The 20,215-nt window shown below is 73.7% G+C and carries 13 protein-coding genes and 5 pseudogenes; 5 read left to right on the plus strand and 13 right to left on the minus strand.

The features are described 5' to 3' along the window. The 4 genes from MF408_RS06395 to MF408_RS06410 are packed head-to-tail and all read right to left on the minus strand — an operon-like array spanning position 1 to position 4,088. A complete protein-coding gene (locus MF408_RS06395; RefSeq protein WP_240250712.1) occupies positions 1-1,143 on the minus strand; it encodes an MCE family protein in 1,143 nt (380 codons plus the stop codon). Then, positions 1,143-2,117 carry an MCE family protein gene (locus tag MF408_RS06400; RefSeq protein ID WP_240250713.1) on the minus strand — a complete coding sequence of 325 codons (975 nt, stop codon included), beginning with the start codon at positions 2,115-2,117 and terminating at the stop codon, positions 1,143-1,145. The genes MF408_RS06395 and MF408_RS06400 overlap by 1 nt, the downstream gene beginning before the upstream one ends. Then, complete coding sequence (locus tag MF408_RS06405; protein ID WP_240250714.1) at positions 2,110-3,180, minus strand: MlaD family protein; 1,071 nt, start codon at positions 3,178-3,180, stop codon at positions 2,110-2,112. Before MF408_RS06405 ends, MF408_RS06400 begins: the two co-directional genes overlap by 8 nt. After that, on the minus strand, positions 3,180-4,088 hold the full coding sequence (locus tag MF408_RS06410; RefSeq protein ID WP_345893919.1) for an MCE family protein: 909 nt from the start codon (positions 4,086-4,088) through the stop codon (positions 3,180-3,182). Before MF408_RS06410 ends, MF408_RS06405 begins: the two co-directional genes overlap by 1 nt. Between MF408_RS06410 and MF408_RS06415 the strand changes: the two genes are divergently transcribed. Continuing rightward, entirely contained in the window at positions 4,048-4,482 is a 435-nt protein-coding gene (locus MF408_RS06415) for a hypothetical protein (protein ID WP_240250715.1), read from the plus strand. The two genes, MF408_RS06410 and MF408_RS06415, sit on opposite strands and share 41 nt — an antisense overlap. Here MF408_RS06415 and MF408_RS06420 read toward each other — a convergent pair. Next, positions 4,466-5,293 (minus strand): ABC transporter permease, encoded by an 828-nt coding sequence (locus MF408_RS06420; protein WP_240250716.1) that lies wholly within the window; start codon positions 5,291-5,293, stop codon positions 4,466-4,468. The genes MF408_RS06415 and MF408_RS06420 overlap by 17 nt on opposite strands. 22 nt (positions 5,294-5,315) lie before the next feature. Beyond that, positions 5,316-6,093 (minus strand): annotated as a pseudogene (locus tag MF408_RS06425) (ABC transporter permease); the annotation flags it as partial. A gap of 67 nt (positions 6,094-6,160) precedes the next feature. Between MF408_RS06425 and MF408_RS25080 the strand changes: the two are divergent. Further along, on the plus strand, positions 6,161-6,421 hold the full coding sequence (locus MF408_RS25080) for a hypothetical protein (protein WP_275693365.1): 261 nt from the start codon (positions 6,161-6,163) through the stop codon (positions 6,419-6,421). Between the two features lie 98 nt (positions 6,422-6,519). Here the strand turns inward: MF408_RS25080 and MF408_RS26680 are convergent. The 6 genes and pseudogenes from MF408_RS26680 to MF408_RS06455 form a co-directional block, all read right to left on the minus strand. Beyond that, positions 6,520-7,062: pseudogene (locus MF408_RS26680) on the minus strand (ATP-binding cassette domain-containing protein); the annotation flags it as partial. A gap of 314 nt (positions 7,063-7,376) precedes the next feature. Then, a complete protein-coding gene (rplL, locus tag MF408_RS06435) occupies positions 7,377-7,775 on the minus strand; it encodes a 50S ribosomal protein L7/L12 (RefSeq protein WP_240250717.1) in 399 nt (132 codons plus the stop codon). A 122-nt stretch (positions 7,776-7,897) separates the two neighbouring features. Further along, positions 7,898-8,527 (minus strand): annotated as a pseudogene (gene rplJ / locus MF408_RS06440) (50S ribosomal protein L10); the annotation flags it as partial. A 270-nt stretch (positions 8,528-8,797) separates the two neighbouring features. Further along, positions 8,798-10,582 (minus strand): hypothetical protein, encoded by a 1,785-nt coding sequence (locus MF408_RS06445; protein ID WP_240250718.1) that lies wholly within the window; start codon positions 10,580-10,582, stop codon positions 8,798-8,800. A gap of 98 nt (positions 10,583-10,680) precedes the next feature. Then, the gene (locus MF408_RS06450; RefSeq protein WP_240250719.1) at positions 10,681-11,817 is read right to left on the minus strand and encodes a helix-turn-helix transcriptional regulator; all 1,137 of its coding nucleotides are present in this window, start codon (positions 11,815-11,817) and stop codon (positions 10,681-10,683) included. Then, positions 11,714-13,324, minus strand: a pseudogene (locus tag MF408_RS06455) (AAA family ATPase); the annotation flags it as partial. The pseudogene MF408_RS06455 and the gene MF408_RS06450, both read right to left, overlap by 104 nt. A gap of 189 nt (positions 13,325-13,513) precedes the next feature. Between MF408_RS06455 and MF408_RS06460 the strand changes: the two are divergent. The 3 genes and pseudogenes from MF408_RS06460 to MF408_RS06470 all read left to right on the plus strand — a co-directional run bounded on the left by MF408_RS06460 (position 13,514) and on the right by MF408_RS06470 (position 19,152). After that, positions 13,514-15,247 (plus strand): RCC1 domain-containing protein, encoded by a 1,734-nt coding sequence (locus tag MF408_RS06460; RefSeq protein WP_240250720.1) that lies wholly within the window; start codon positions 13,514-13,516, stop codon positions 15,245-15,247. 118 nt (positions 15,248-15,365) lie between these two features. Further along, positions 15,366-16,644, plus strand: a pseudogene (locus tag MF408_RS06465) (aminotransferase class I/II-fold pyridoxal phosphate-dependent enzyme). Between the two features lie 150 nt (positions 16,645-16,794). Next, positions 16,795-19,152 (plus strand): hypothetical protein, encoded by a 2,358-nt coding sequence (locus MF408_RS06470; protein ID WP_240250721.1) that lies wholly within the window; start codon positions 16,795-16,797, stop codon positions 19,150-19,152. On the opposite strand, the gene MF408_RS06475 is transcribed toward MF408_RS06470, so the two are convergent. Further along, positions 19,075-20,109: a helix-turn-helix domain-containing protein gene (locus tag MF408_RS06475; RefSeq protein ID WP_240250722.1), complete on the minus strand. Its 1,035-nt coding sequence runs from the start codon at positions 20,107-20,109 to the stop codon at positions 19,075-19,077. The two genes, MF408_RS06470 and MF408_RS06475, sit on opposite strands and share 78 nt — an antisense overlap. Positions 20,110-20,215: the final 106 nt, after the last annotated feature.

Consider the following 20,215-nt stretch of genomic DNA (forward strand, 5'->3'; position numbering starts at 1 on the left):
TCAGTCGACCTCCACGAGCCCGTTGAGCGTGGGGTCGTAGTCGGCGTCGTCGCTCCACGACCCGGTCCCGAGGCCGAAGGGCACGTCACGGGGCAGCAGGTTGTCGAACAGGCCGCACAGCTGCCCCTTCGGGTCGTTGGACGCGAGCAGGGCGCACAGCAGCTGGGCGGGGTCGTTGACCAGGTTGTGCGCCAGGTTCGCGATGTTGGCGTTGGTGTCGAGCGTTCCTGCCTGCGGGTTGTAGGCGAGCCCCAGGTTGTTCAGCGCCAGCGGCGCGGCCCGCAGCAGCATGTCGATGTCGTCGCGGTGCCGGGCCAGCAGCCGGGTCACCCGGTTGAGCCCGGTGATGTTGCGGCCGAGCGAGGCCCGGTTCTCCTGCACGAAGTCGCCGACGACGTCGAGGGCGATCCCGAGGTGCCGCAGCGCCCCGGTCAGCTCCTGCCGCTCGTCGTCCAGGAGGTCGGAGACCCGGCCCAGCGACCGGTTGAACCGGCGGACGGTGCCGTCGTTGTCGGCGAGGGTCTCGACGAACGCCTGCAGCTTCTCGGCCGAGGCGAACAGCTCCTCCTTGTTGTCGTCGAGGGTCGAGCTGAGCCGGCCGAAGTCGCGGATCGTCTGCTTGAAGTTGGCGCCCTGGCCGCCGAAGTTGCGAGCGGTCTGCTCGAGCAGGTCGGTCAACGCGCCCTCTGAGTTGGCGCCCTCGGGGCCGAGCGCGACGGCCAGCTTGTCGAGGCTGCCGTAGATCTCGTCGAGCTCCAGCGGGATCGCGGTGCGCTCGGTGTCGAGGACGCCGCCGTCCTCCAGCTCGGGACCGCCCCGGTAGGCGGGGGTGAGCTGGATGAACCGGTCACCGACGACCGACGGCGAGACGATCACCGCCTGGGCGTCGGCCGGGACCTCGACCTCCTCGTCGTAGTGCATGACGACCTTGACCCGGGTGCCCTCGGGGGTCACCTGGTCGACCTTGCCGATCGGGACGCCGAGCACGCGGACGTCGCTGCCCTCGTAGACGGAGACGGTGCGCGGGAAGTAGGCCGTCACCGTCTTCGTGCCGCCGTCGCCGCCGACCCACCAGACGACCGCGGCCGCGAGCAGCAGGCCGATCACCACGAGCGGGAGCACCCGCTGGAGCCGGGCGCTCATCAGCCCCTCCCTCCTGGTCCGGGCACCGGCGGCAGGTTGGAGACGTAGGTGTCCCACCACGGGCCGTTGCCGAAGACGTTGGCGAAGACCCGGTAGAACGGGCCGGCCAGCCGCAGCGACAGGTCGAGGTTGTCCTCGTTCTTGTTGAGCACCGCGACGACCGACTGCAGGTGGTCGAGCGCCGGCTTGAGGTCGGCCCGGGAGTCCTCGACGAGGCGGGTCAGCTCGCGGCTCAGCGTGATCGTCGACTGCAGGATCTGGTGGATCGCCTGCTTGCGCTGCAGGAGCGCCCGGAACAGGACGTCGGCGTCGCGCATCAGCGCGACGATGTCCTCGTCGCGGTCGTCGAGCACCGTCGAGACCCGCTGCAGGCTCTGCAGCAGCCGGTTGATCTCCTCGTCGCGGGAGACGACGACCTCCGACAGGGCGGAGATGCCGTCGAGCGCCGCGCGGAACTCCTCGGGCGTGTTGCGGGTCAGGTCGGCCAGCGTGGTCAGCGCCGCCGCCAGCTGGTCGGTGTCGGTCTCGGCGGAGGTCTCCGCGAGGCCCTCGAACGCGTCGATGACGTCGTACGGCGAGCTCGTGCGCGCGACCGGGATCGTGCTGCCCTCGTCGAGCTGGCCGGAGCCGGCCGGCTCGAGGGAGAGGAACATCGAGCCGAGGATCGTCTTCACCTTGATCGCGGCATGCGTCTCCGCCCCGAACCGGGCGTCGGTCTTGATCTGGAACCCGACGCGCACCAGCCCGTCGGTGAGCTCGATCGACTCCACCTTGCCGACCCGGACACCGGCGACGCGCACCTCGTCGTTGACCTTGAGGCCGCCGGACTCGGTGAACTCGGCGTAGTAGGTGTCGCCGCCGCCGATCAGCGGCAGGTCCTGCGCCCGGAAGGCGCCGACCATGAGCAGCGCGAGGACGACGAGGCTCACGGCCCCGACGGTGACCGGGTTGCGCTCCCGGAACGGTTTAGCCATCGCCCGTCACCCCAGACTGCACCGGTTGTTGCCCGCGGCACCCGGGAAGGTGCTGTAGGGGGACGTTGAGGAGGATCCGGTCGCCGTTGCGGAGGGTCACCTTGAAGTGGCAGAGGTAGAAGTTGAACCACGAGCCGTAGGTGGCCACGTTGCCGAACTTGTTGAGCTTGATGGGCATCACCTGCAGCGCCCGGTCGATCTCGGCCCGGTTGTCGTCGAGCGTGCCGGCGAACTGGCGCAGCTCCTTGATGTCACGGACGAACGGCTCCCTGATGTCGTCGACGAGGCCGGCCGTCTCGACCGCGAGGTCGGAGATGCCGTCGAGCGAGGCGAGGATCGCCTGGCGGTCGTCCTTGAGCCCTCCCACGAGGCCGCGGAAGCTCTCGATGAGCCGGCTCAGCTGGGCGTCGCGGTCGGCGACGTGGTCGAGGACGTGGTCGAGGTTGGACAGCAACCGGCCGATCACCCGGTCGTTGTCGGCGAGCGTCTGCGTGAGGGAGGCGGTGCTGGCGAGCAGGCCCTCGACGGTGCCGCCCTCGCCCTGGAACACCTGGACGATCTCGTAGGAGAGCTTGTTGATGTCGTCGGGCGACAGCGCCTCGAAGAGCGGCTTGAAGCCGTTGAACAGCGCGGTGAGGTCGAGCGCGGGCTGGGTGCGGGTGACCGGGATCGTCTCGCCCTCCGTGAGCACGTCGTCGCTCTGCCCGTCCTGGCCGAGGGAGATGTAGCGCTGCCCGATCAGGTTGCGGTACTTGATCGTCGCGTGCGTCGCCGCGTCGATGCGGGTGTCGTCGGCGACGGTGAACGTCACCAGCGCGCGGTTGTCGTCGGCGATCTCGACGTCCTGGACGTTGCCCACCTTGACGCCGGCGATCCGCACGTCGTCTCCGGAGACCACCCCGGTGGCGTCGGAGAACTCGGCGCGGTACTCCTTCGTGCTCCCGAAGGAGAGGTTGCCGATCGTGACGACGAGGACGCCCGTCGCGAGTCCGGTCGTGATCATGAAGACGAGCAGCCGCACCAGGTCGCTGGTCGTCTTCTTGTCGAGGCCCGCCCGCGGCATCAGGAGTCACCCCTCTCGGCGACGACCGGTCCGGCGAGCAGGACGCCGAGGTCGGACCCCGCGTCGGCGCCGTAGCGGTCGTCGAGGAGCTGGCGGAGCACGGCGACGTCCTCGGTGGTGCCGCGGTAGCCCAGCGGGTCCTCCTCGAAGCCGGGCGCCACCCGCATGATGCCCTTGCCCGTCGGCTCGTCGACGCCGTCGTCGAAGTTCGGCGGGTTGCGGTAGGGGTTCTTCTGGTCCCACGGCGGGTTCGGCAGGTTGTAGCACTCCGGACCGCGGGTGTCGCCGAACCGGGGCTGGTCGTTGGCGTTGTAGCGGCGCGGCTGGGTCGGGATCGGCTCGAGAATGATGTGGAGCTCGTAGCCGCGGAACGCCTCCGCGATGCGGGGGACGTAGTTGACCAGCGCCTTCGCGATGCACGGGATCTCGGGCGAGTAGCGGGCGAAGAGCTGCAGCATGCTCGTGCTGATCTCGCCCGCCTCCTCGAGCAGGTCGCCGTTGCGGGCGAGGAAGCCGCGGGCGGTGTCGGAGAAGCTGCGGATGTCGCGCAGCGCCGCGTTGAGCACGACCTCCTTCTCCTCCAGCGTCTGCGTCGTCGTCACGGTGTTGTCGAGCACCTGCGCCACCTCGGGGAGGATGTCGGCGTAGGTCTCGGACACCTGGGCGGTCAGTCGCAGGTCCTCCAGCAGCGCCGGGATCTGCGGGTTGATCCGCTTGAGGTAGGCGTCGACGGTCTCGAGGTTCTCGCCGAGCTGGGCACCCCGGCCCTCGAGCGCCGTGGCGAGCGCGGTGAGGGTGAGGTTGAGGTCGGCCGGCTGCACCGTGCGGAGCAGCGGGTAGAGGTCCGACAGGACCTCCTCGACCTCGGTGCTGAGCTCGGTCTTGGTGATCCGTGCGCCCGCCCGGATGGTGCCCGACGGCCCGGTCGAGGGGGACCACGAGCGAGACGTACTTCTCGCCGAAGAGCGTCTTGGGCACGATCGCGCCGGTGACGTTGGCCGGGATCGTGTCGATCTCGTCGGGGTAGATGCCGAGCGTGAGCTCCGCGCCGTCGCCGCGCGAGTCGGCCTCGAGCACCTCGCCCACGATCACGCCGCGGATCTTCACGTCGGCGCGTTCGGGCAGCTGGAGACCGATCGAGGTGGTCTCGAGGGTGACCTCCTCGTAGTCGGAGAACTTCTTCGTGAACACCGCGTAGGTCAGCCAGACGCCGACCAGCAGCAGGCACACGAACACCACGCCCAGCGTCTTGTGGGCGGCCAGGACCCGACCTCTCATCGCCGCGTCACCCCGCCAGCCTGACGGTCGTGGTGGTGCCCCAGATCGCCATCGAGAGGAACAGGTCGATGACGTTGATCGCCACGATGCTGGTGCGGACAGCGCGTCCCACAGCCACGCCCACGCCGGCGGGCCCGCCCGAGGCGGTGTAGCCGTGGTAGCAGTGGATCAGGATCACGACCACCGAGAACACCAGGACCTTCCCGAACGACCACAGCACGTCGCCGGGTGGCAGGAACTGGTTGAAGTAGTGGTCGTAGGTGCCCGAGGACTGGCCGTAGAACTGGGTGACGACCACCCGGCTGGCGACGTACGACGACAGCAGGCCGACCACGTAGAGCGGGACGATCGCGATCATGCCGGCCACGACCCGGGTGGTGACCAGGAACCGCATCGAGGGAATCGCCATCACCTCGAGCGCGTCGACCTCCTCGGAGATCCGCATCGCGCCCAGCTGGGCGGTGAAGCCGCACCCGACGGTCGCCGCGAGGGCGATGCCGGCGACCAGCGGCGCGATCTCGCGGGTGTTGAAGTAGGCCGAGACGAAGCCCGAGAACGCCGCGGTCCCGAGCTGGTTGAGCGCGGCGTACCCCGACAGCCCGACCTGGGCGCCGGTGAAGAACGTCATGCCGACGATGACCCCGACCGTCCCGCCGATGACCGCGAGCGCGCCGGAGCCGAGGGTCACCTCGGCGAGCAGCCGCACGATCTCGCGCGGGTAGTGCGCGATCGTCCGGGGCAGCGCGAGCAGGACCTTCAGGTAGAAGGACAGCTGCTGCCCCAGGGTGTCGAGCCCCTTGAGCGGCCGTTCGTAGACCGCCTTCACGTTCGCCATGACCGTTCGCCCCGCTAACCGGTCTTGGCGGCACGACCTGCAGGTAGATCGTGCTGATGATGAAGTTGACGACGAACAGGAGGAGGAAGGTGATGACCACGGACTCGTTCACGGCGTCACCGACGCCCTTGGGTCCACCGCCGGCGTTCATGCCCTTGTAGGCGGCGACGACCGCGGCGATCAGCCCGAAGACCAGCGCCTTGACCATGCCGACCCAGACGTCGGGCAGCTGGGCGAGGGGCGGTGAAGCTCTGCAGGTAGGCGCCCGGCGTGCCGTCCTGGAGGATCACGTTGAAGACGTAGCCGCCGGCGACGCCGACCACGCTGACCATCCCGTTGAGGAACACCGCGACGAGCATGCAGGCGAGGACCCGGGGCGCCACCAGGCGCTGGATCGGGTCGATGCCCAGCACCATCATCGCGTCGAGCTCCTCGCGGATCTTGCGGGCGCCGAGGTCGGCGGCGATCGCCGAGCCGCCGGCTCCGGCGATCAGCAACGCCGTCGCGATCGGGCCGGCCTGCTGGATGACGGCCAGCACCGACGCGGAGCCCGTGAACGACTGGGCGCCGAACTGCTTGATCAGGCCGCCGACCTGCAGCGCGATGACCGCTCCGAAGGGGATCGCCACCAGGGCGGTGGGGATGATCGTGACCGACGCGATGAACCATGCCTGCTGCAGGAACTCGCGGAGCTGGAAGGGGCGCCGGAACAGGCCTCGGGCGACGTCGAGACCGAAGGCGAAGAGCTTGCCTGCGGTGCCGACGGGCGCGAGGACGCGGGCCGCCGTGGGAGATGACACCAGATGCCGATCCCTCAGGCCCCGGCTGCCGTGGCGGCCTCGGCGGTGAACGACCCCGGCGGCGGGGGTGACCCCGTGCTCCCGGCACCACTCGCCCGGCGGCCGCTGGCTGCGCCGCGGGATGCCGTTGGAGGGCTCGAGCTGCAGCGCGATGGGCGGCAGCGGCGGCAGGTCCATGTCCTTCTCCGCCTCGAGCTCGTTGGCGTCCTTCTCCTCCGACATCCCGATCGGCCCGACCCGCTGGGCGTTGAGGAACTGGCGCACCACCGGCTCCTCCGAGCTCAGCAGCATCTCGCGCGGGCCGAACATCGCCAGGTGCTTGTGGTAGAGCAGGCCGATGTTGTCGGGCACCGTCCGGGCCGTGTTGATGTCGTGGGTGACGATGAGGAACGTCGCGTCGATCTGGGCGTTGAGGTCGACGATCAGCTGGTTGAGGAACGCCGTCCGGACCGGGTCGAGGCCGGAGTCGGGCTCGTCGAACAGCACGATCTCGGGGTCGAGGACCAACGCCCGGGCGAGGCCGGCGCGCTTCCGCATGCCGCCGGAGATCTCGCCGGGCAGCTTGTCCTCGGCGCCGAGGAGGCCGACGAGGTCCATCTTCTCCATGACGATGTCGCGGATCTCCGACTCCGACTTCTTGGTGTGCTCGCGGAGGGGGAAGGCGACGTTGTCGTAGAGGTTCATGGAGCCGAACATCGCGCCGTCCTGGAACAGCACGCCGAACAGCTTGCGGATCTCGTAGAGCTCCTTCTCGGAGCAGGAGGCGATGTCGGTGCCCTCGATGACGATCGAGCCGGCGTCGGGCTTGAGCAGGCCGATGAGCGCCTTGAGGAACACGGACTTGCCGGTGCCGGAGGGGCCGAGCATGACGCAGATCTCGCCAGCGGGGACCGTGAGCGTGACGTCCTGCCAGATCAGCTGCTTGCCGAAGGACTTCGTCAGCCCCTCGACAGCGATCTCAACACCCATGTCGCCTCTCCCTCATCGCTTCCCCGGCGCGGGCCCCGTGACCCAGGAACCTGCCGGCCGCCCGCCCGTCCGCACCGGTCGGACGTGTCGCGGCCCACCTTGTTCCTCTGGAGTAACAACGCGGGCCCGGCGGGCAGGTTACGCGACTCGGTGTCGCGCGTCACCCGGGGGCCGCGTCCGGTGCCGTGCGACGAAAAACGGCCGGAGGCGGGCTCCCCGTGGGGAGCCCGCCTCCGGGCGAGCTAACGTCGAGGGGCGGCCGGGCCGCCCCTCGCTCCCGGGTCACTCCGGATCTCTCCGGGTGACCCCGGAGGTCACTTGAGGGTGACGGTGGCGCCGGCGGCCTCGAGCGACTCCTTGGCCTTGTCGGCGGCCTCCTTGTTGACCTTCTCGAGGACCGGCTTCGGGGCGCCCTCGACGAGGTCCTTGGCCTCCTTCAGGCCGAGCGAGGTCAGCGCGCGGACCTCCTTGATGACGTTGATCTTCTTGTCACCAGCGGCCTCGAGGATGACGTCGAACTCGTCCTGCGCGGCCTCCGCGCCGGCGTCGCCACCGGCGGCAGCGCCACCGGCGGCCGGGGCGGCGGCCACGGCGACCGGGGCAGCGGCGGTGACGCCGAAGGTCTCCTCGAACTGCTTCACGAACTCGGACAGCTCGATCAGCGTCATCTCCTTGAACGCGTCGAGCAGCTCGTCGGTGCTGAGCTTCGCCATGATGGCGGTTCCTTTCTCGGGTGGCCCGTCGGGTCGTCGTACGGGCCGGGGGTTTTCAGGTGGTGTGTCGCCGGGGCCCCCCAGGCCTCGGCGTTGTCGCCCTCGTCGGAGGCCGGAGCCTCGTCGGCGGGGGCCTCGGCCTCGGCGGCAGCCTCGGCAGGGGCCTCCTCGGCGGCGACCTGTCCCTCCGCAGCGTCCGCTGCGGGGGTACCGGCACCACCTGCGAGGATCGAGGGGTCCTCCTGCGCCTTCGCCTCCAGGGCACCGGCGAGCCGGGCCGCCTGGGCGAGCGGGGCGTTGAGGAGGTAGACGGCCTGGCTCAGCGAGGCGAGCATCGCGCCCGCCAGCTTGCCCAGGAGCACCTCGCGCGACTCGAGGTCGGCCAGCTTGGCGATCTCGGTCGGGTCGAGGGGCTTGCCGTCCAGGACGCCACCCTTGATGACCAGGGTGGGGTTGGCCTTGGCAAAGTCACGCAGGCCCTTGGCGGCCTCGACGACGTCGCCCTTGATGAAGGCGATCGCGGTCGGACCCGTGAGGAGCTCGTCGAACCCCTCGATGCCCGCCTCCTTGGCGGCGAGCTTGGCCAGCGTGTTCTTGACCACGGCGTAGTTGGCGTTCGCACCGAGGGAGCGGCGCAGGTCCTGCAGCTCCTTGACGGTGAGACCGCGGTACTCGGTCAGCACAGCGCCAGCGGCCTCGCTGAACGACTCAGCGATCTCCGCGACGGCGGCCTGCTTGTCTGCCCGCGCCATGGGTCTCCTTCCGGACGTTGAGCCCGCCGCGACGACCCCGGAGAAGACGAACGCCCCGAGCGCAGGCGCTCAGGGCGTGGACACCGGCTCGGCCCCGGAGGGACGTGCCCGGTCTTGCTCTGTCACCTGCGCAGGTCGCCCGCTTCCGCGGGACCTTCGGTCAGGGCTGAGGCAGCCCGGACGACCGGCGGTCTCTGGTTTCACGGGCCACCCTACGGCGCCCGCGGCGCGGCTCACAAATCGGCGTCCGCCGACTGCCGGCGGTCGTCGTCAGACCAGCCCGAGCGAGCGGGCGGTGGCGCCCGCCGCCTCGACCAGCGCGGGCGCACCCAGGGTCTGCCGCTGGCGGCGCACCGTCCAGCAGGCGGCGAACCCGTCGACGACCTCCGCCCACATCCCGGTCGCGGCGTCGAGGCTGCCGCCGCGCCTGGTCCGGGCACCCGGGCGGGCGGGGAACAGGACCGCCCCGCGCACCCAGCCGTCGACCGGCCGCGCGTCGTCGGCGAACCACGCCAGCCGGCCGTGGGAGGCGAGCCCGCGCACCGGCCCGGCCAGCACGCCCTGGGCCCGTCCCGGCACCGGCTGGTGCGGCAGCGCCCGGTGGAAGGCGTCCGGGTCCTCCAGGGTCATCCCCAGCTCGTGGGCCACCTGGCGGTAGCCGCGCCACCAGGGCTCGGAGGTGAGGTCGAGGCGGTCGGACGGCTGTCGGCCCGGGTCGCTCCACGGGGGCGGGGGCAGCTCGGCGCCGAAGCCGGCCGGCGCCGGCCTGCTGTCGCACGCCTCCCGCAGCCCGCGGGCCACCGCGGCGAGCGTGTCGGCCAGCAGGTCGACCTCGTGCGGCGGCGCGAACCCGTTGCGCACCACCGCGACGTGCCCGGCCCGGACGACCACCTCGACGTACGGGTGGGTGAGCTTCCGCAGCGCCGGGCCCGCCTCCGTCGCGAGCCACCGGCCCACCAGGTCGCCGAGCGCGCCGTCCGGACCGGCCCCTGCGCCCCACAGCCGGTAGCCGGGCAGACCGAGCCCCGACAGCTCGGGGTTGCCCGCGAGCGGCAGCCGGTCGGCGCGGCGCAGCGTGAGCCGCGGCACGAGGGCGGCCTCGGGGACCCGCGCGGCCGCCCGCGTCGCCGGCGCCCACACCGCGTCGGTGCCGAACGGCCGGTCGTGGCGGTCCCACGACCACCACGACGGGAGCAGCAGCCGGCGCAGGCTCGTCCCGCGGACCGCGGCGAAGCTGCCCGGCATCGCCGGCCGGCCGCGGCTGGTCAGCGCCACCTCGTAGAGCTCGTGCAGGACGGTCGCGAACACGTCGCCCGGCAGGACGCCGCGGGCGCAGTTGAAGACGTACTCCGGCCAGGCCGGCACCACCGAGACGAACCCCGACGGCACCCGGGAGCCGAGCAGCTCCCAGAACCGGGCGGCCGCCCAGGGGCCCAGGTCGTGGGTCGGAGCGGCCCGCTCGGAGTCGGCGACGTCCTCGGGCGCGAACGCCAGTCGCCGCCAGCTCACGCGAGCACCTCGTACGTCGCCCAGCCGGTGGCGACGCCGGCGGCGAGCACCACGACGGCGAGCGCCCACCAGGCCCGCCCTGTCCACCGGGTGCCGCCCGGGTCGTCGGCGACCGGCGCGACCTGCCGGCGTACCCCGCGCCGGCGCGAGGAGGAGCACCGCGGCCGGGAGCGCCATCGCCCAGAAGAGGACGCCGGTGACGATCCAGCCGGCGTCGGCCGTGCCGTCGAGGAGGCCGGCGTCGAGGAAGTTCCACCCGCCGGCCCCGAACACGAGCACCCACATCAGCAGCAGCGGGCTGGGGGCGCCGGTGCCCTTGACGACCACCGACCCGACCATCGCCGGGAGCATGGCCAGGGGGAACCCGGCGAGCACCAGGCCGGTGCCGTCCGGGCACTCGGCGCGGACGACGTAGGGACCGCCGGAGGCTGAGGCGCCGCCGAGGTCGAGCACAGGGCGCATGCCCAACGCGAACCAGGTCACCCCGACGCCGAGCAGCAGGAGGACGACGGTCTGGGTGAGGACGGCATGGCGGGGACCGATCATGGCGCCGATGCTCGCGGGTGGACCGGCGCCGAGGATCGGGGTTTCCCCCTGTTCTGCTCCGCCGGTCGGTCATGGAGCCCGGGTCGACCGGACCCGGGTCACGGAGCCCCGTGTCCGGCGGGCGCCTCGTCGCTCCCGAGCCGGGCGGCGAGCTCGGCCCGGCCGCGGACCCCGAGCTTGGCGTAGATCCTGGTGAGCGTCGCCTCGACCGTGGACTCGCTGACGAAGAGCTCGGCGGCGACCTCCTTGTTGCGCCGGCCGCGCGCCACCAGCCGGGCGACCTGGAGCTCGGCGTCGGTCAGGCCGCTGCCGGCCCGGCGGCCGCCGAGGCGGGCCAGCTCGGCGGCCGCCCATGCCTCCCACCCGGGGCTGCCGAGCCCGCGGAACGCGGCGACGGCCGACTCCAGCGCCTCCCGCGCGTCGCGCACCCGGCGCCGCGCGCGGAGCGCGGCACCGGCGAGGGCGAGGCACCGGGCACGGTCGAAGGCGAAGCCGAGGTCGGCGTAGGCCGACGCGGCCGCGGTGAGGTGCGGCACCGGGTCGTCGCCGGCCGCCGCGGCGAGGTGGCCGCGGGCCCGCAGGGCGGACGCCGCCGCCCAGGGGTGGTCCTCGGTGCCGGCGAGCGCGTCGAGGACCTGGCGGGCCCGGTCGGGGTCGCCGGTCGCGACGAGGGCCTCGACCAGGTCGGGTGCGAGCGGGAACGCGCCCGGGTCGGCGAAGCCCGCGCGGCGGAGGTGCTCCCAGACCGGCAGCAGGTGGCCGACCGCCGCGGCGGAGTCGCCGGCGAGCAGGGCGGCGAGCCCGCGGGACCGGCCGATCTCGAATCGGGGCCAGCGCAGCATCTCCGCGTCGCCCGCCTGCTCCTCGGCCGCCGCGGCGAACCGCTCGGTCGCCGCGACGTCGCCGCGGCCCGCGGCGACGGCCGCCCCCCAACGCGGGTCGGAGATCGCGCCGCCCTGGTAGAGGGTCACGTTGGTCATCTCGCCGGTGAGCCGCAGCACCTCGTCCCAGCGGCCGGCCCGCAGCTCGAGCTCACACATCTGCGTGAGCAGGATCTGCACGGCCTCGTCCTCCCCGCGCTCCTCGCTGGCCGTCAGCAGGCCGCGGAACGCGTCGCGGGCCGCGTCGAGCTCACCGCGCCACATCGTCCGGATGGCGGCGACCCGCTCGACGGAGAAGGCGTGGGTCGGCACCCCCGCCGCCGGGCGGACCCCGGGGTCGAGGAGGTCGGTCACCGGCCGGTTGAGCTCCGCCCGCGCCCAGGCCACCTCGAACAGCGCCAGGTTGCGCACGACCGGGTGGTCGGCGGCGAGCCGCGCCGCCTCCCTCCGCCCACCCGCAGGCCTCCTCGACGTCGCGGATCAGCCCGCGGAGGGCGTACGCCGCGCGCTGGGTGAGCACCCGGGCCCGGGTCTCCACGTCGTCGGCCTCCGCCAGCGCCCGGTCGAGGTGGTCGACCAGGGTGGCGAACGGCACCAGCTCGACGTCGGTGCGCAGGAGGTAGGCGCGGGCGCGGAGGCTGCCGGGCGGCAGCCGATCGGGCTCCGCCGTCAGCTCCAGGCTGCGCTGGTTGTTGCCGGCGGCGGCGTGGAAGTGGGCGAGCGCGACCTGCCGGGCCGGCCGCTCGGCACCGGCGGGAGGGGTGAGCAGCAGCGCCAGCTCGCCGAGCTCGCAGGCGAGCCGGCGGTCGAGCCGGGCCGCCGCCTGCTCGGCGGCGGCGTGGGTGCGTGCAGCCAGCTCCTCGTCCGGCCCGTCGGCGGCCAGTGCCCGGTGGCGCGCGCTGCGGAGCGGGTCGGCGACGGCCGGCGCCAGCAGGCCGTGCAACGCTCGACGCCGCGCGGGCGCGGCGAGATCGAGGGCCGCGGTCAGGAGCAGCGGGTGGGTCGCCCGCGCCAGGTCGCCGTCGACCTCCAGCAGGTCGGTCGCGACCGCCTCGTCGACCGCTCCCGCACCCACCGCCGCGAGCAGCTCCGACCGGTGGGCACCGGGACTCAACGCAGCCGCGGTCAGCGCCGTGAGCGCGGCCGGCGGCGCGGCGGAGAGCCGGGCGAGGAGGAGCTCGCCCACCTCGTGCGGGAGCGACGGTCCGCCACCGCCGTCGACGATCATCCGGCCCAGCTCGAGCGCGAACAGCGGGTTGCCGGCAGCGGCCTCGACGACGCTGCGCACCTGACGCGGGCGGAGCCCGTCGTACCGGCCGAGGAGCCGCCGGGTGCTGTCGTCGGGGAGCGGACCCAGCTCGACGGTGGTCACCCGGTCGCGCAGGCCCCGCTCGAGGCGGGTCGGCTCCGGCCCCCGCCGGGTGAGGAGGAAGCGGACCTGCGCGTCGGCGAGCCGGCGCACCGCGAACCCGAGCGCCACCGCCGACGGCTCGTCCAGCCACTGGACGTCGTCGACCGCCACGACCGTCGGCCCGGTGAGGGACCGGAGCACGGCGAGCACGGCGGCGGCGACCGTCCGCTCGTCCACCTCGCCCTCGTCCCGGCGCCGGACGGCGTTGTCGAGCGCCCGTCGCTGGCCCTCGGGGAGCCGGGCGATGTCGCGGCCCAGCGGCTCGCAGAGGTCGGCGAGCGCGGCGTACCCCAGGTCGGCCTCGCCCTCGAACGCCGCCGCCCGCAGCTGCCGCTCGCGGACGTCGCGCTCGGCCAGCACCGCGCGCCACAACGCGGTCTTGCCGATGCCCGCCTCGCCGGCGACGACGACGACGCTGCCGGCCCGGTCGAGCGCCTCGGTGACCCGCTCGAGCTCGGCGTCCCCGCCCGACCAGGTGCTGCGTGGCCGTCATGGGGCTCATCCTGGCGGGGCGGGCGGGCAGACGTGGGGGTTTCCGCATTCCTGCCGCGGGCCGGTGGCGGGACCGTCGGTACGCCGCACGGCGCTCCGGCGCGTCCACACCGGGCGGCGCTCCCTCCACCGAAAGGACAGCCACACATGTTCAGCCCGTCGTCCCCGCACGAACGCGTCCGCTGGGCCACCGCGTCCGTGTTCCTCCTCGTGGGCCTGGTCACCGGCCTCCTCCTGTTGCCGGCTCCCTCGGCCACGGCCGAGCCCGGTGAGAACCTCCTCGACCCGCGGGCCGCCGCCGCGCTGACGGCCGGGTCCTTCCACTCCTGCGCGCTGGGCGTCACCGGCGAGGTCCGGTGCTGGGGGGTCAACGGCAACGGCCAGCTGGGCACCGGGAACGAGGAGCCGGTCGGCGACGACGAAGCGCCCGGCGACCTCCCCCCGGTCGACCTGGGACCCGGCCGGACGGCGCGCGCCGTCAGCGCCGGGGGGCAGCACACCTGCGCGATCCTCGACACCGGAGCGGTCCGGTGCTGGGGCTTCAACGCGTCGGGCCAGCTCGGCACCGGGAGCACGGACTACGTCGGGGACGACGAGCCGGTGGCCGACGGCGTCGACGTCGCCCTCGGCCCCGGTCGGTCGGCGGTCCAGCTCGCCGCCGGCGGCAACCACACCTGCGCGGTGCTCGACAACGGGCAGCTCCGCTGCTGGGGGGACAACGCCCACGGCCAGCTCGGGCTCGGCTCGACCACCGCCCTCGGCAACGACGAGCCGGTCGCGTCCGTGCCCCCGGTCTACGTCGGGGCCGGGCGCACGGTCAGGGCCGTCGCCGCCGGCGTCGACCACACCTGCGCCGTGCTCGACAACGGGCGGCTCCGCTGCTGGGGCGACAACAGTCGCGGTCAGCTCGGTCTCGGCAGCACCGACGACCACGGGGACGACGAGATCGTCATCGCCCGGAGCCCGGTCGACCTCGGCGCCCGGACCGTGACGGCCGTCGCGGCCGGAGAGCGCAACACGTGTGTCGTCCTCGACGACGGCTCCCTGCGCTGCTGGGGTCGCAACAACAGCGGGGAGCTGGGGCTCGGCACGACGACGGACCTCGGCGACGACGAGGCGGTGACCACCGGCGGCCCGGTCTACCTCGGCCCCGGGCGCACAGCGGTCGCCGTCAGCCTCGCCGGCAGCAACACCTGCGCGCTGCTCGACACCCAGCAGCTGCGCTGCTGGGGCGACGACGGCAACGGCCAGCTCGTGCTGCCGGGCGAGGAGACGATCGGGGACGACGAGCTGCCGATCCTGCCGACCATCCCGCTCGGCACGGACCGGATGGTCCGGGCCGCGGCGGTCGGCGGTCACGACTTCGTGTGCGCCACCCTCGACACCGCTCAGGTGCGGTGCTGGGGCCGGGGCGCCTACCTCGGGCTCGGCGGCTCCGAGGACGTCGGTGACGACGAGCTGCCGACGGCGGTGGCGCCCGTGGCCACCGGGTTCGCCGTCGGCAGGAGCCCCGCCGCCACCGCGCTGAGCGTCGCGGCGTCGCCCACCAGGGACCAGAAGCGTCCATACGTGTTCACGGTCCGCGGTCGGCTCACGGGAGCCCTGGTCCCGGCGGCCTGCGCCGGCCGGGTGACCGTGTCGGTCACCGGCAAGGCGCGGGTCGCGGGCACCCGCACCCGGGTCGCCGTGCGCGGACGCGCGCGGGTTGCGGTCACCGAGTCCGGGGACCGGTGCCGCTACCGGGCACGGGTGACCGTGCGTCCCGGAGCCCGGCGGCTCGCGCGCAAGGCCCTCGTGGGCCGCGTCCGCGCGACGGCGACGTACGGCGGTGCCCCGCTGCTCCGGCCGTCGAAGACGTCGGTCCGGCTCCGGCTGGGCTGACTCCCGGGCGCCCGGGAGGGGCCGCCGCCCCGTGTGGGGGCGGCGGCCCCGTGACGGGTCGGCCTGCCCCGTGGACCGTGGCTCCGCCGCGGGTCGCGGCACTGGCACGATGGTGCCCGTGACGACGCCGCTGACCGACCTGTCCCCCGACCAGCTGAGCGAGCGCCTCGAGGCGCTGCGGGCCGACTACGAGGCGCTGAAGGCCGAGGGCCTGAAGCTCGACCTCACCCGGGGCAAGCCGGCCGCCGACCAGCTCGACCTGTCCGAGGGCCTGCTGGCGCTGCCCACCGGCCACACCGACCGGTCCGGCGCCGACGTGCGCAACTACGGCGGCCTCGACGGGCTGCCCGAGCTGCGGGAGATCTTCGCCGACCTGCTCGGCGTGGACGCCTCGGCGGTCGTCGCGGGCGGCAACTCCAGCCTGACGATGATGTACCAGGTCATCAGCTGGATGCTGCTCAAGGGCGGTCCCGGCTCGCCGCGCCCCTGGGCGCAGGAGCCGGTGGTCAAGTTCGTCTGCCCGGTCCCCGGCTACGACCGGCACTACACGATGCTGGCCGAGCTCGGGATCGAGATGCTCACCGTGCCGATGACCGCCGACGGGCCCGACCCCGACGCCGTCGCCGCCCTGGTGAAGGACGACCCGGCGGTGAAGGGACTGTGGGTGGTGCCGACGTACGCCAACCCGACCGGGGCGGTGTGCTCGACCGAGGTCGCGGCGGCGCTGATGGCGATGCCGACCGCGGCGCCCGACTTCCGGATCCTGTGGGACAACGCCTACGCCGTGCACCACCTCACCGACGACGAGACCAAGAGCGCCGACGCGCTCGGGCTGGCGTCGGCCTCCGGCCACCCCCGACCGGCCGATCATGTTCGCCTCGACCTCGAAGATCACCTTCGCCGGCGCCGGCGTGGCCGCGCTCGCGACGTCGGCCGCCAACCGCCAGTGGTACCTGGAGCGGCTGTCGTACGCCGCGATCGGGCCCGACAAGGTCAACCACCTGCGGCACGTCGAGTTCTTCGGCGACGCCGACGGTGTGCGGGCGCACATGCGCAAGCACCGCGACCTGATCGCGCCGAAGTTCGAGGCGGTCGAGGAGGCGCTGCACTCGCGGCTCGCCGGACTCGGGATCGCGGAGTGGACCACCCCGACCGGCGGCTACTTCGTCAACCTCGACGTGCTCGACGGCACGGCGTCCCGCGTCGTGCAGCTCGCGAAGGAGGCCGGGATCGCGCTGACGCCTGCCGGCTCGGCCTTCCCCCACGGCGACGACCCCGACGACCGCAACATCCGCCTCGCGCCGACCTTCCCCGTGCTCGAGGAGGTGCGGGCCGCGATGGCGGGCGTCGCCGTCTGCGTCGAGCTCGCCGCCCTGGAGGCCCTCGTCCGCGGGTGACCCGCGACCTCCCGGACGAGCTGCGACGGCGCGGCCTCGGCCGGTGGCGGATGGCGGCCATGGCGGGTGATCGCCAGGCGGTGGGACTACCCGGGACGGGCGGCCGCGGGCTATCAAGAGGTGCCCGCACCCTCACCGCCCGGAGTCCTCATGCCGCGTGCCCGTGCCGCCGCCCACCTGACCACCGCCCTCGTGGCCGCCGGGCTCACCCTCGGCGGGACCGTGCCCGCCACGGGCCGGCCCCCAGGATGGACCGACGACCCGGCCCGATCGGCGAGCCTCCGCACGGTCACGGTCGGCGACGACCAGGTGCGACTGGTGGAGTCCGCCCACGGCAGGACGCTGGTCGAGCCCCTCCCGCGTCGGGACGGCACGTCGCCCTCGCTCGTCCTCGCGAGCGGTGCGAGCGGGACGACGCTGCGGGAGCCGGGCGAGCCGGTCCCGACGCTCCTCGAGGGCTCGCGGCCCCCGGCCACCGCGTCGACGGGCTCGGAGGACCTCGTCGAGCTGCGGTTCGCGGCGGTCGACAGGTACGGCCGGCCGGCGCCGGCCGACATTGCGGTCTTCGAGGTCGAGAGGGGCGCGGTCGACGCCAGCCGCTGGCTGCCGGCGGACACCGACGAGTGCACGACCGAGGCGTGGGCGGCGAGCACCTGCCTGCTCGTCCCGCCGGGGAACTACGCCGTGATGGCGCTCGTCACGACGAACCCGGCGGACCAGCCGAGCACGGCGAGCGGGTTCGCCGCGCAGAGCGTCGCCCTCGTCGGCGAGCCCGAGGTGCGCATCACCCGCGACCGCACCTTCACCTTCGACGCGCGCCGGGCACGCCACGTGCGGGTGCGGACACCCGGCCGGCCCACCAGCGTGGTGCCGGGCGGTGCGCTCGAGCTCGGCTTCTCGCGCACCGCCCGCAACGGGCGCACCGCCAGCCGGACGGCACTGCCGGCCAGCCTCCTCGACGAGGCGTTCTACGTGCAGCCGACCGCTCGCGTCCGCGCGGGCTACTTCCGGACACTTGCCCGGCTGCGCCTCGAGGCGCCGGACATCACCTTCTCCTCACGTCGGCTGCGCGGTGCCGTCGTACCCGAGTACTACGACGCCCACTGGTTCTCCGACGTCTCGGCGCAGTGGCCGGTGTGGGACGGCAGGGCGCGCCTACGCGTGGTGCCCGTGGGCGACCTCGCCCCTCGCCGGATCGCCCGGCTCGACCTCCGGCGCTCGATCGCGGTCGTGCGGCGCAGCGACGTCCACGGCGTCGCCGCGCTCTCCAACGCGGCTGCGGCCGCGGGTGCCCGGCTGGTCGCGGTCGCCAACGACGGGCCGGGCGACAACAGCGAGCCCGGTGCCGACCCGCAGCGGCTCCGGGTGCCCACGGTGCGGCTCAGTCGGGCGGAGGGGCGGGCACTGCGACGCCTGCCGCGCGGCGCCCGGGTCGTCGTTCGCGGTGAGTCCGCCAGCCCGTACGTCTACGACCTCGTCATCAAGGAGGAGGGCGAGGTCCCCGCCCGGCCGACCTACACATACAGCCGTGACGAGCTCGCCACCCAGGTGCGCTCCTTCCACGGCCAGCCGTCGCTCGCCCGGACCGCCAGCGAGGCGGCCTACCACTACCAGCCGGGCGACACGTTCTCGATCTCGCGCACCTTCCCGCTCCGGCAGCCGGTCAGGACCCGCACGGAGTACCGGATCCCCGACCGCCGCACACGGTGGACCTACGGCGTCTCGTTCCCCGAGTTCCCCTACAACCACCAGTTCCCCGGCCCGCCGGTCACGCACCTCCAGCTGGGGAGCACCGGCACCGAGCACTACCGCTCGGGCGAGCGGGTCGAGCACCACTACGGCACCGGACCGCTGGTCGCGTCCCTCGACGAGCCGGTGGAGCGGTCGGGCGACCTGGTCCGCGTCGACCTGCACGGCCTCGTCGACGGCGCCGGCAACGTCGGGCCGGCGTACTCCGACGAGACCACCGGCTACGCCACGCTGCTGACCGTCCTCGCCGACGGCCGCGAGGTGGGCGGCACCACCGCGGACCCGAGTGGCATCGCCGCGGTGCCGACCGACACCGCCACGGTCGAGATCGTCTTCCGCACCGAGAACCCGCAGTCGTGGGCGGAGCTCGCGACGCGCACCGAGACCCGGTGGACCTTCCCCACGGCGCCGGTGCCCGACGACCGGGTGCGGCGGGAGCCGGTCCTGGTGGCCGACTACGACGTGCCCGTCGACCTGCGCAACCGGCTCACCGCGCCGCCGCGCGGCCGAGCCGCGTTCACGATCGCGCTCGGCCACCACGCCTCCCGGTCGGGGCCGGCGATCGACCGTGTCAGCGTCGAGGCGTCCTACGACGGCGGGATGACGTGGCGGCCCGCGAGCGTCGGCCCAGAGGTCTCGGGGCGCCGCCGGGTGGAGCTGCCGCGCGGCACGGGGCTGGTCTCACTCCGGCTGCACGCGGCCGACACCGGGGGCTCGACGCTCGAGCAGGTGGTGGTCGACGCCTTCGCCGTCCGCTGACGCGGGCAGCCAGCCGCGGTGGACCGCCTGCACCCCGGCCTGGAACCGGGTGCGGACATGCAGGGCGTCCATCATCTCCGCGATCCGGCGGCTGAGGGTGCGGTTGCTGGTGCCCAGGTGCCGGGCCACCACGTCGTCCTTGGCGCCGGACGCGAGCAGCGCGGCGAGGTCGCGGTTGCTGACGACCCCCTCCTCCGGCGGCGCCGTGATCGGCAGCGCCTGCTCCCACATCAGGTCGAACAGCTGCACGAGCGCGTCGAGGAGCGCGGACGGCCGGATGCACAGCGCGGCGTCGACCGCGTCGTCCGCGTCGATCGGGAGCAGGGCGAGCCTGCGGTCGGAGATGGCGAGCTTCATGGGCAGCCCAGGGTGCACGCGTGAGCGCTCGCCCGCGCGGACGGCATCCTGCGCCGCCTCCAGCGCTCCCGGCAGCTCCAGGGCCTCCGGCGCGTAGATCCCTCGGACGACCACCTCGTCCCGCAGCAGGTCGCGGACGGAGGACTCCGACCGCGCGGCGTCGGCGACGTACGGCGGCCGGTCGAGCACCAGCAGCTCCTCACGCGTCGCGGCGAGCAGCTGCTCGAACCGGGCGGCGATCGCGTCCCTGCCCGCCACCACCTCGACGATGTCCTCGGGTCGGTGCCGCTCCTCGGCCGGCATCACCGCCACCAGCTCCCTGGCGGCCGCCTGGGCCCGCGTGAGCTCCTCCCGGCGGCGCGCTGCGAGCACGTCCACCGCGACGTCCGGCCGGACCGCGCGGAACCGGCCGCGGGCCCCCGGTACACGCGTCACCAGGCCGAGCTCCTCGAGCGCCGCGAGCGAGGCCGCCACGTCCGGCTCGGGCTGCCCCGACGGCCCCGTCAACTCGGCCGGTGCGGCCGCCGTCCGCGCCAGCAGGGCGCGGTAGACCGCTTCCTCGACGGGCCGCACCCCCCAACGGTTCCAGCACCGGACCATCCTGCCAAGACCGGCGAGCACACCGTCGCCGCCCTCCGAGAAGTCGGGTGGCGAGTTCCTCCCCCTCAAAATGGCAGGAAGTCCGGGACGAACCCGGACTTCCTCA

Source organism: Nocardioides sp. TF02-7 (genome assembly GCF_022437945.1).
In the GTDB taxonomy this organism is placed as follows: Bacteria; Actinomycetota; Actinomycetes; order Propionibacteriales; family Nocardioidaceae; genus Nocardioides.

Coding starts and splice junctions, on each gene's coding strand:
- MF408_RS06395 (WP_240250712.1), bottom strand. CDS start 1,143: ATGAGCGCCCGGCTCCAGCGGGTGCTCCCGCTCGTGGTGATCGGCCTG.
- MF408_RS06400 (WP_240250713.1), bottom strand. CDS start 2,117: ATGGCTAAACCGTTCCGGGAGCGCAACCCGGTCACCGTCGGGGCCGTG.
- MF408_RS06405 (WP_240250714.1), bottom strand. CDS start 3,180: ATGCCGCGGGCGGGCCTCGACAAGAAGACGACCAGCGACCTGGTGCGG.
- MF408_RS06420 (WP_240250716.1), bottom strand. CDS start 5,293: ATGGCGAACGTGAAGGCGGTCTACGAACGGCCGCTCAAGGGGCTCGAC.
- rplL (WP_240250717.1), bottom strand. CDS start 7,775: ATGGCGAAGCTCAGCACCGACGAGCTGCTCGACGCGTTCAAGGAGATG.
- MF408_RS06445 (WP_240250718.1), bottom strand. CDS start 10,582: ATGATCGGTCCCCGCCATGCCGTCCTCACCCAGACCGTCGTCCTCCTG.
- MF408_RS06460 (WP_240250720.1), top strand. CDS start 13,514: ATGTTCAGCCCGTCGTCCCCGCACGAACGCGTCCGCTGGGCCACCGCG.
- MF408_RS06470 (WP_240250721.1), top strand. CDS start 16,795: ATGCCGCGTGCCCGTGCCGCCGCCCACCTGACCACCGCCCTCGTGGCC.
- MF408_RS06475 (WP_240250722.1), bottom strand. CDS start 20,109: ATGGTCCGGTGCTGGAACCGTTGGGGGGTGCGGCCCGTCGAGGAAGCG.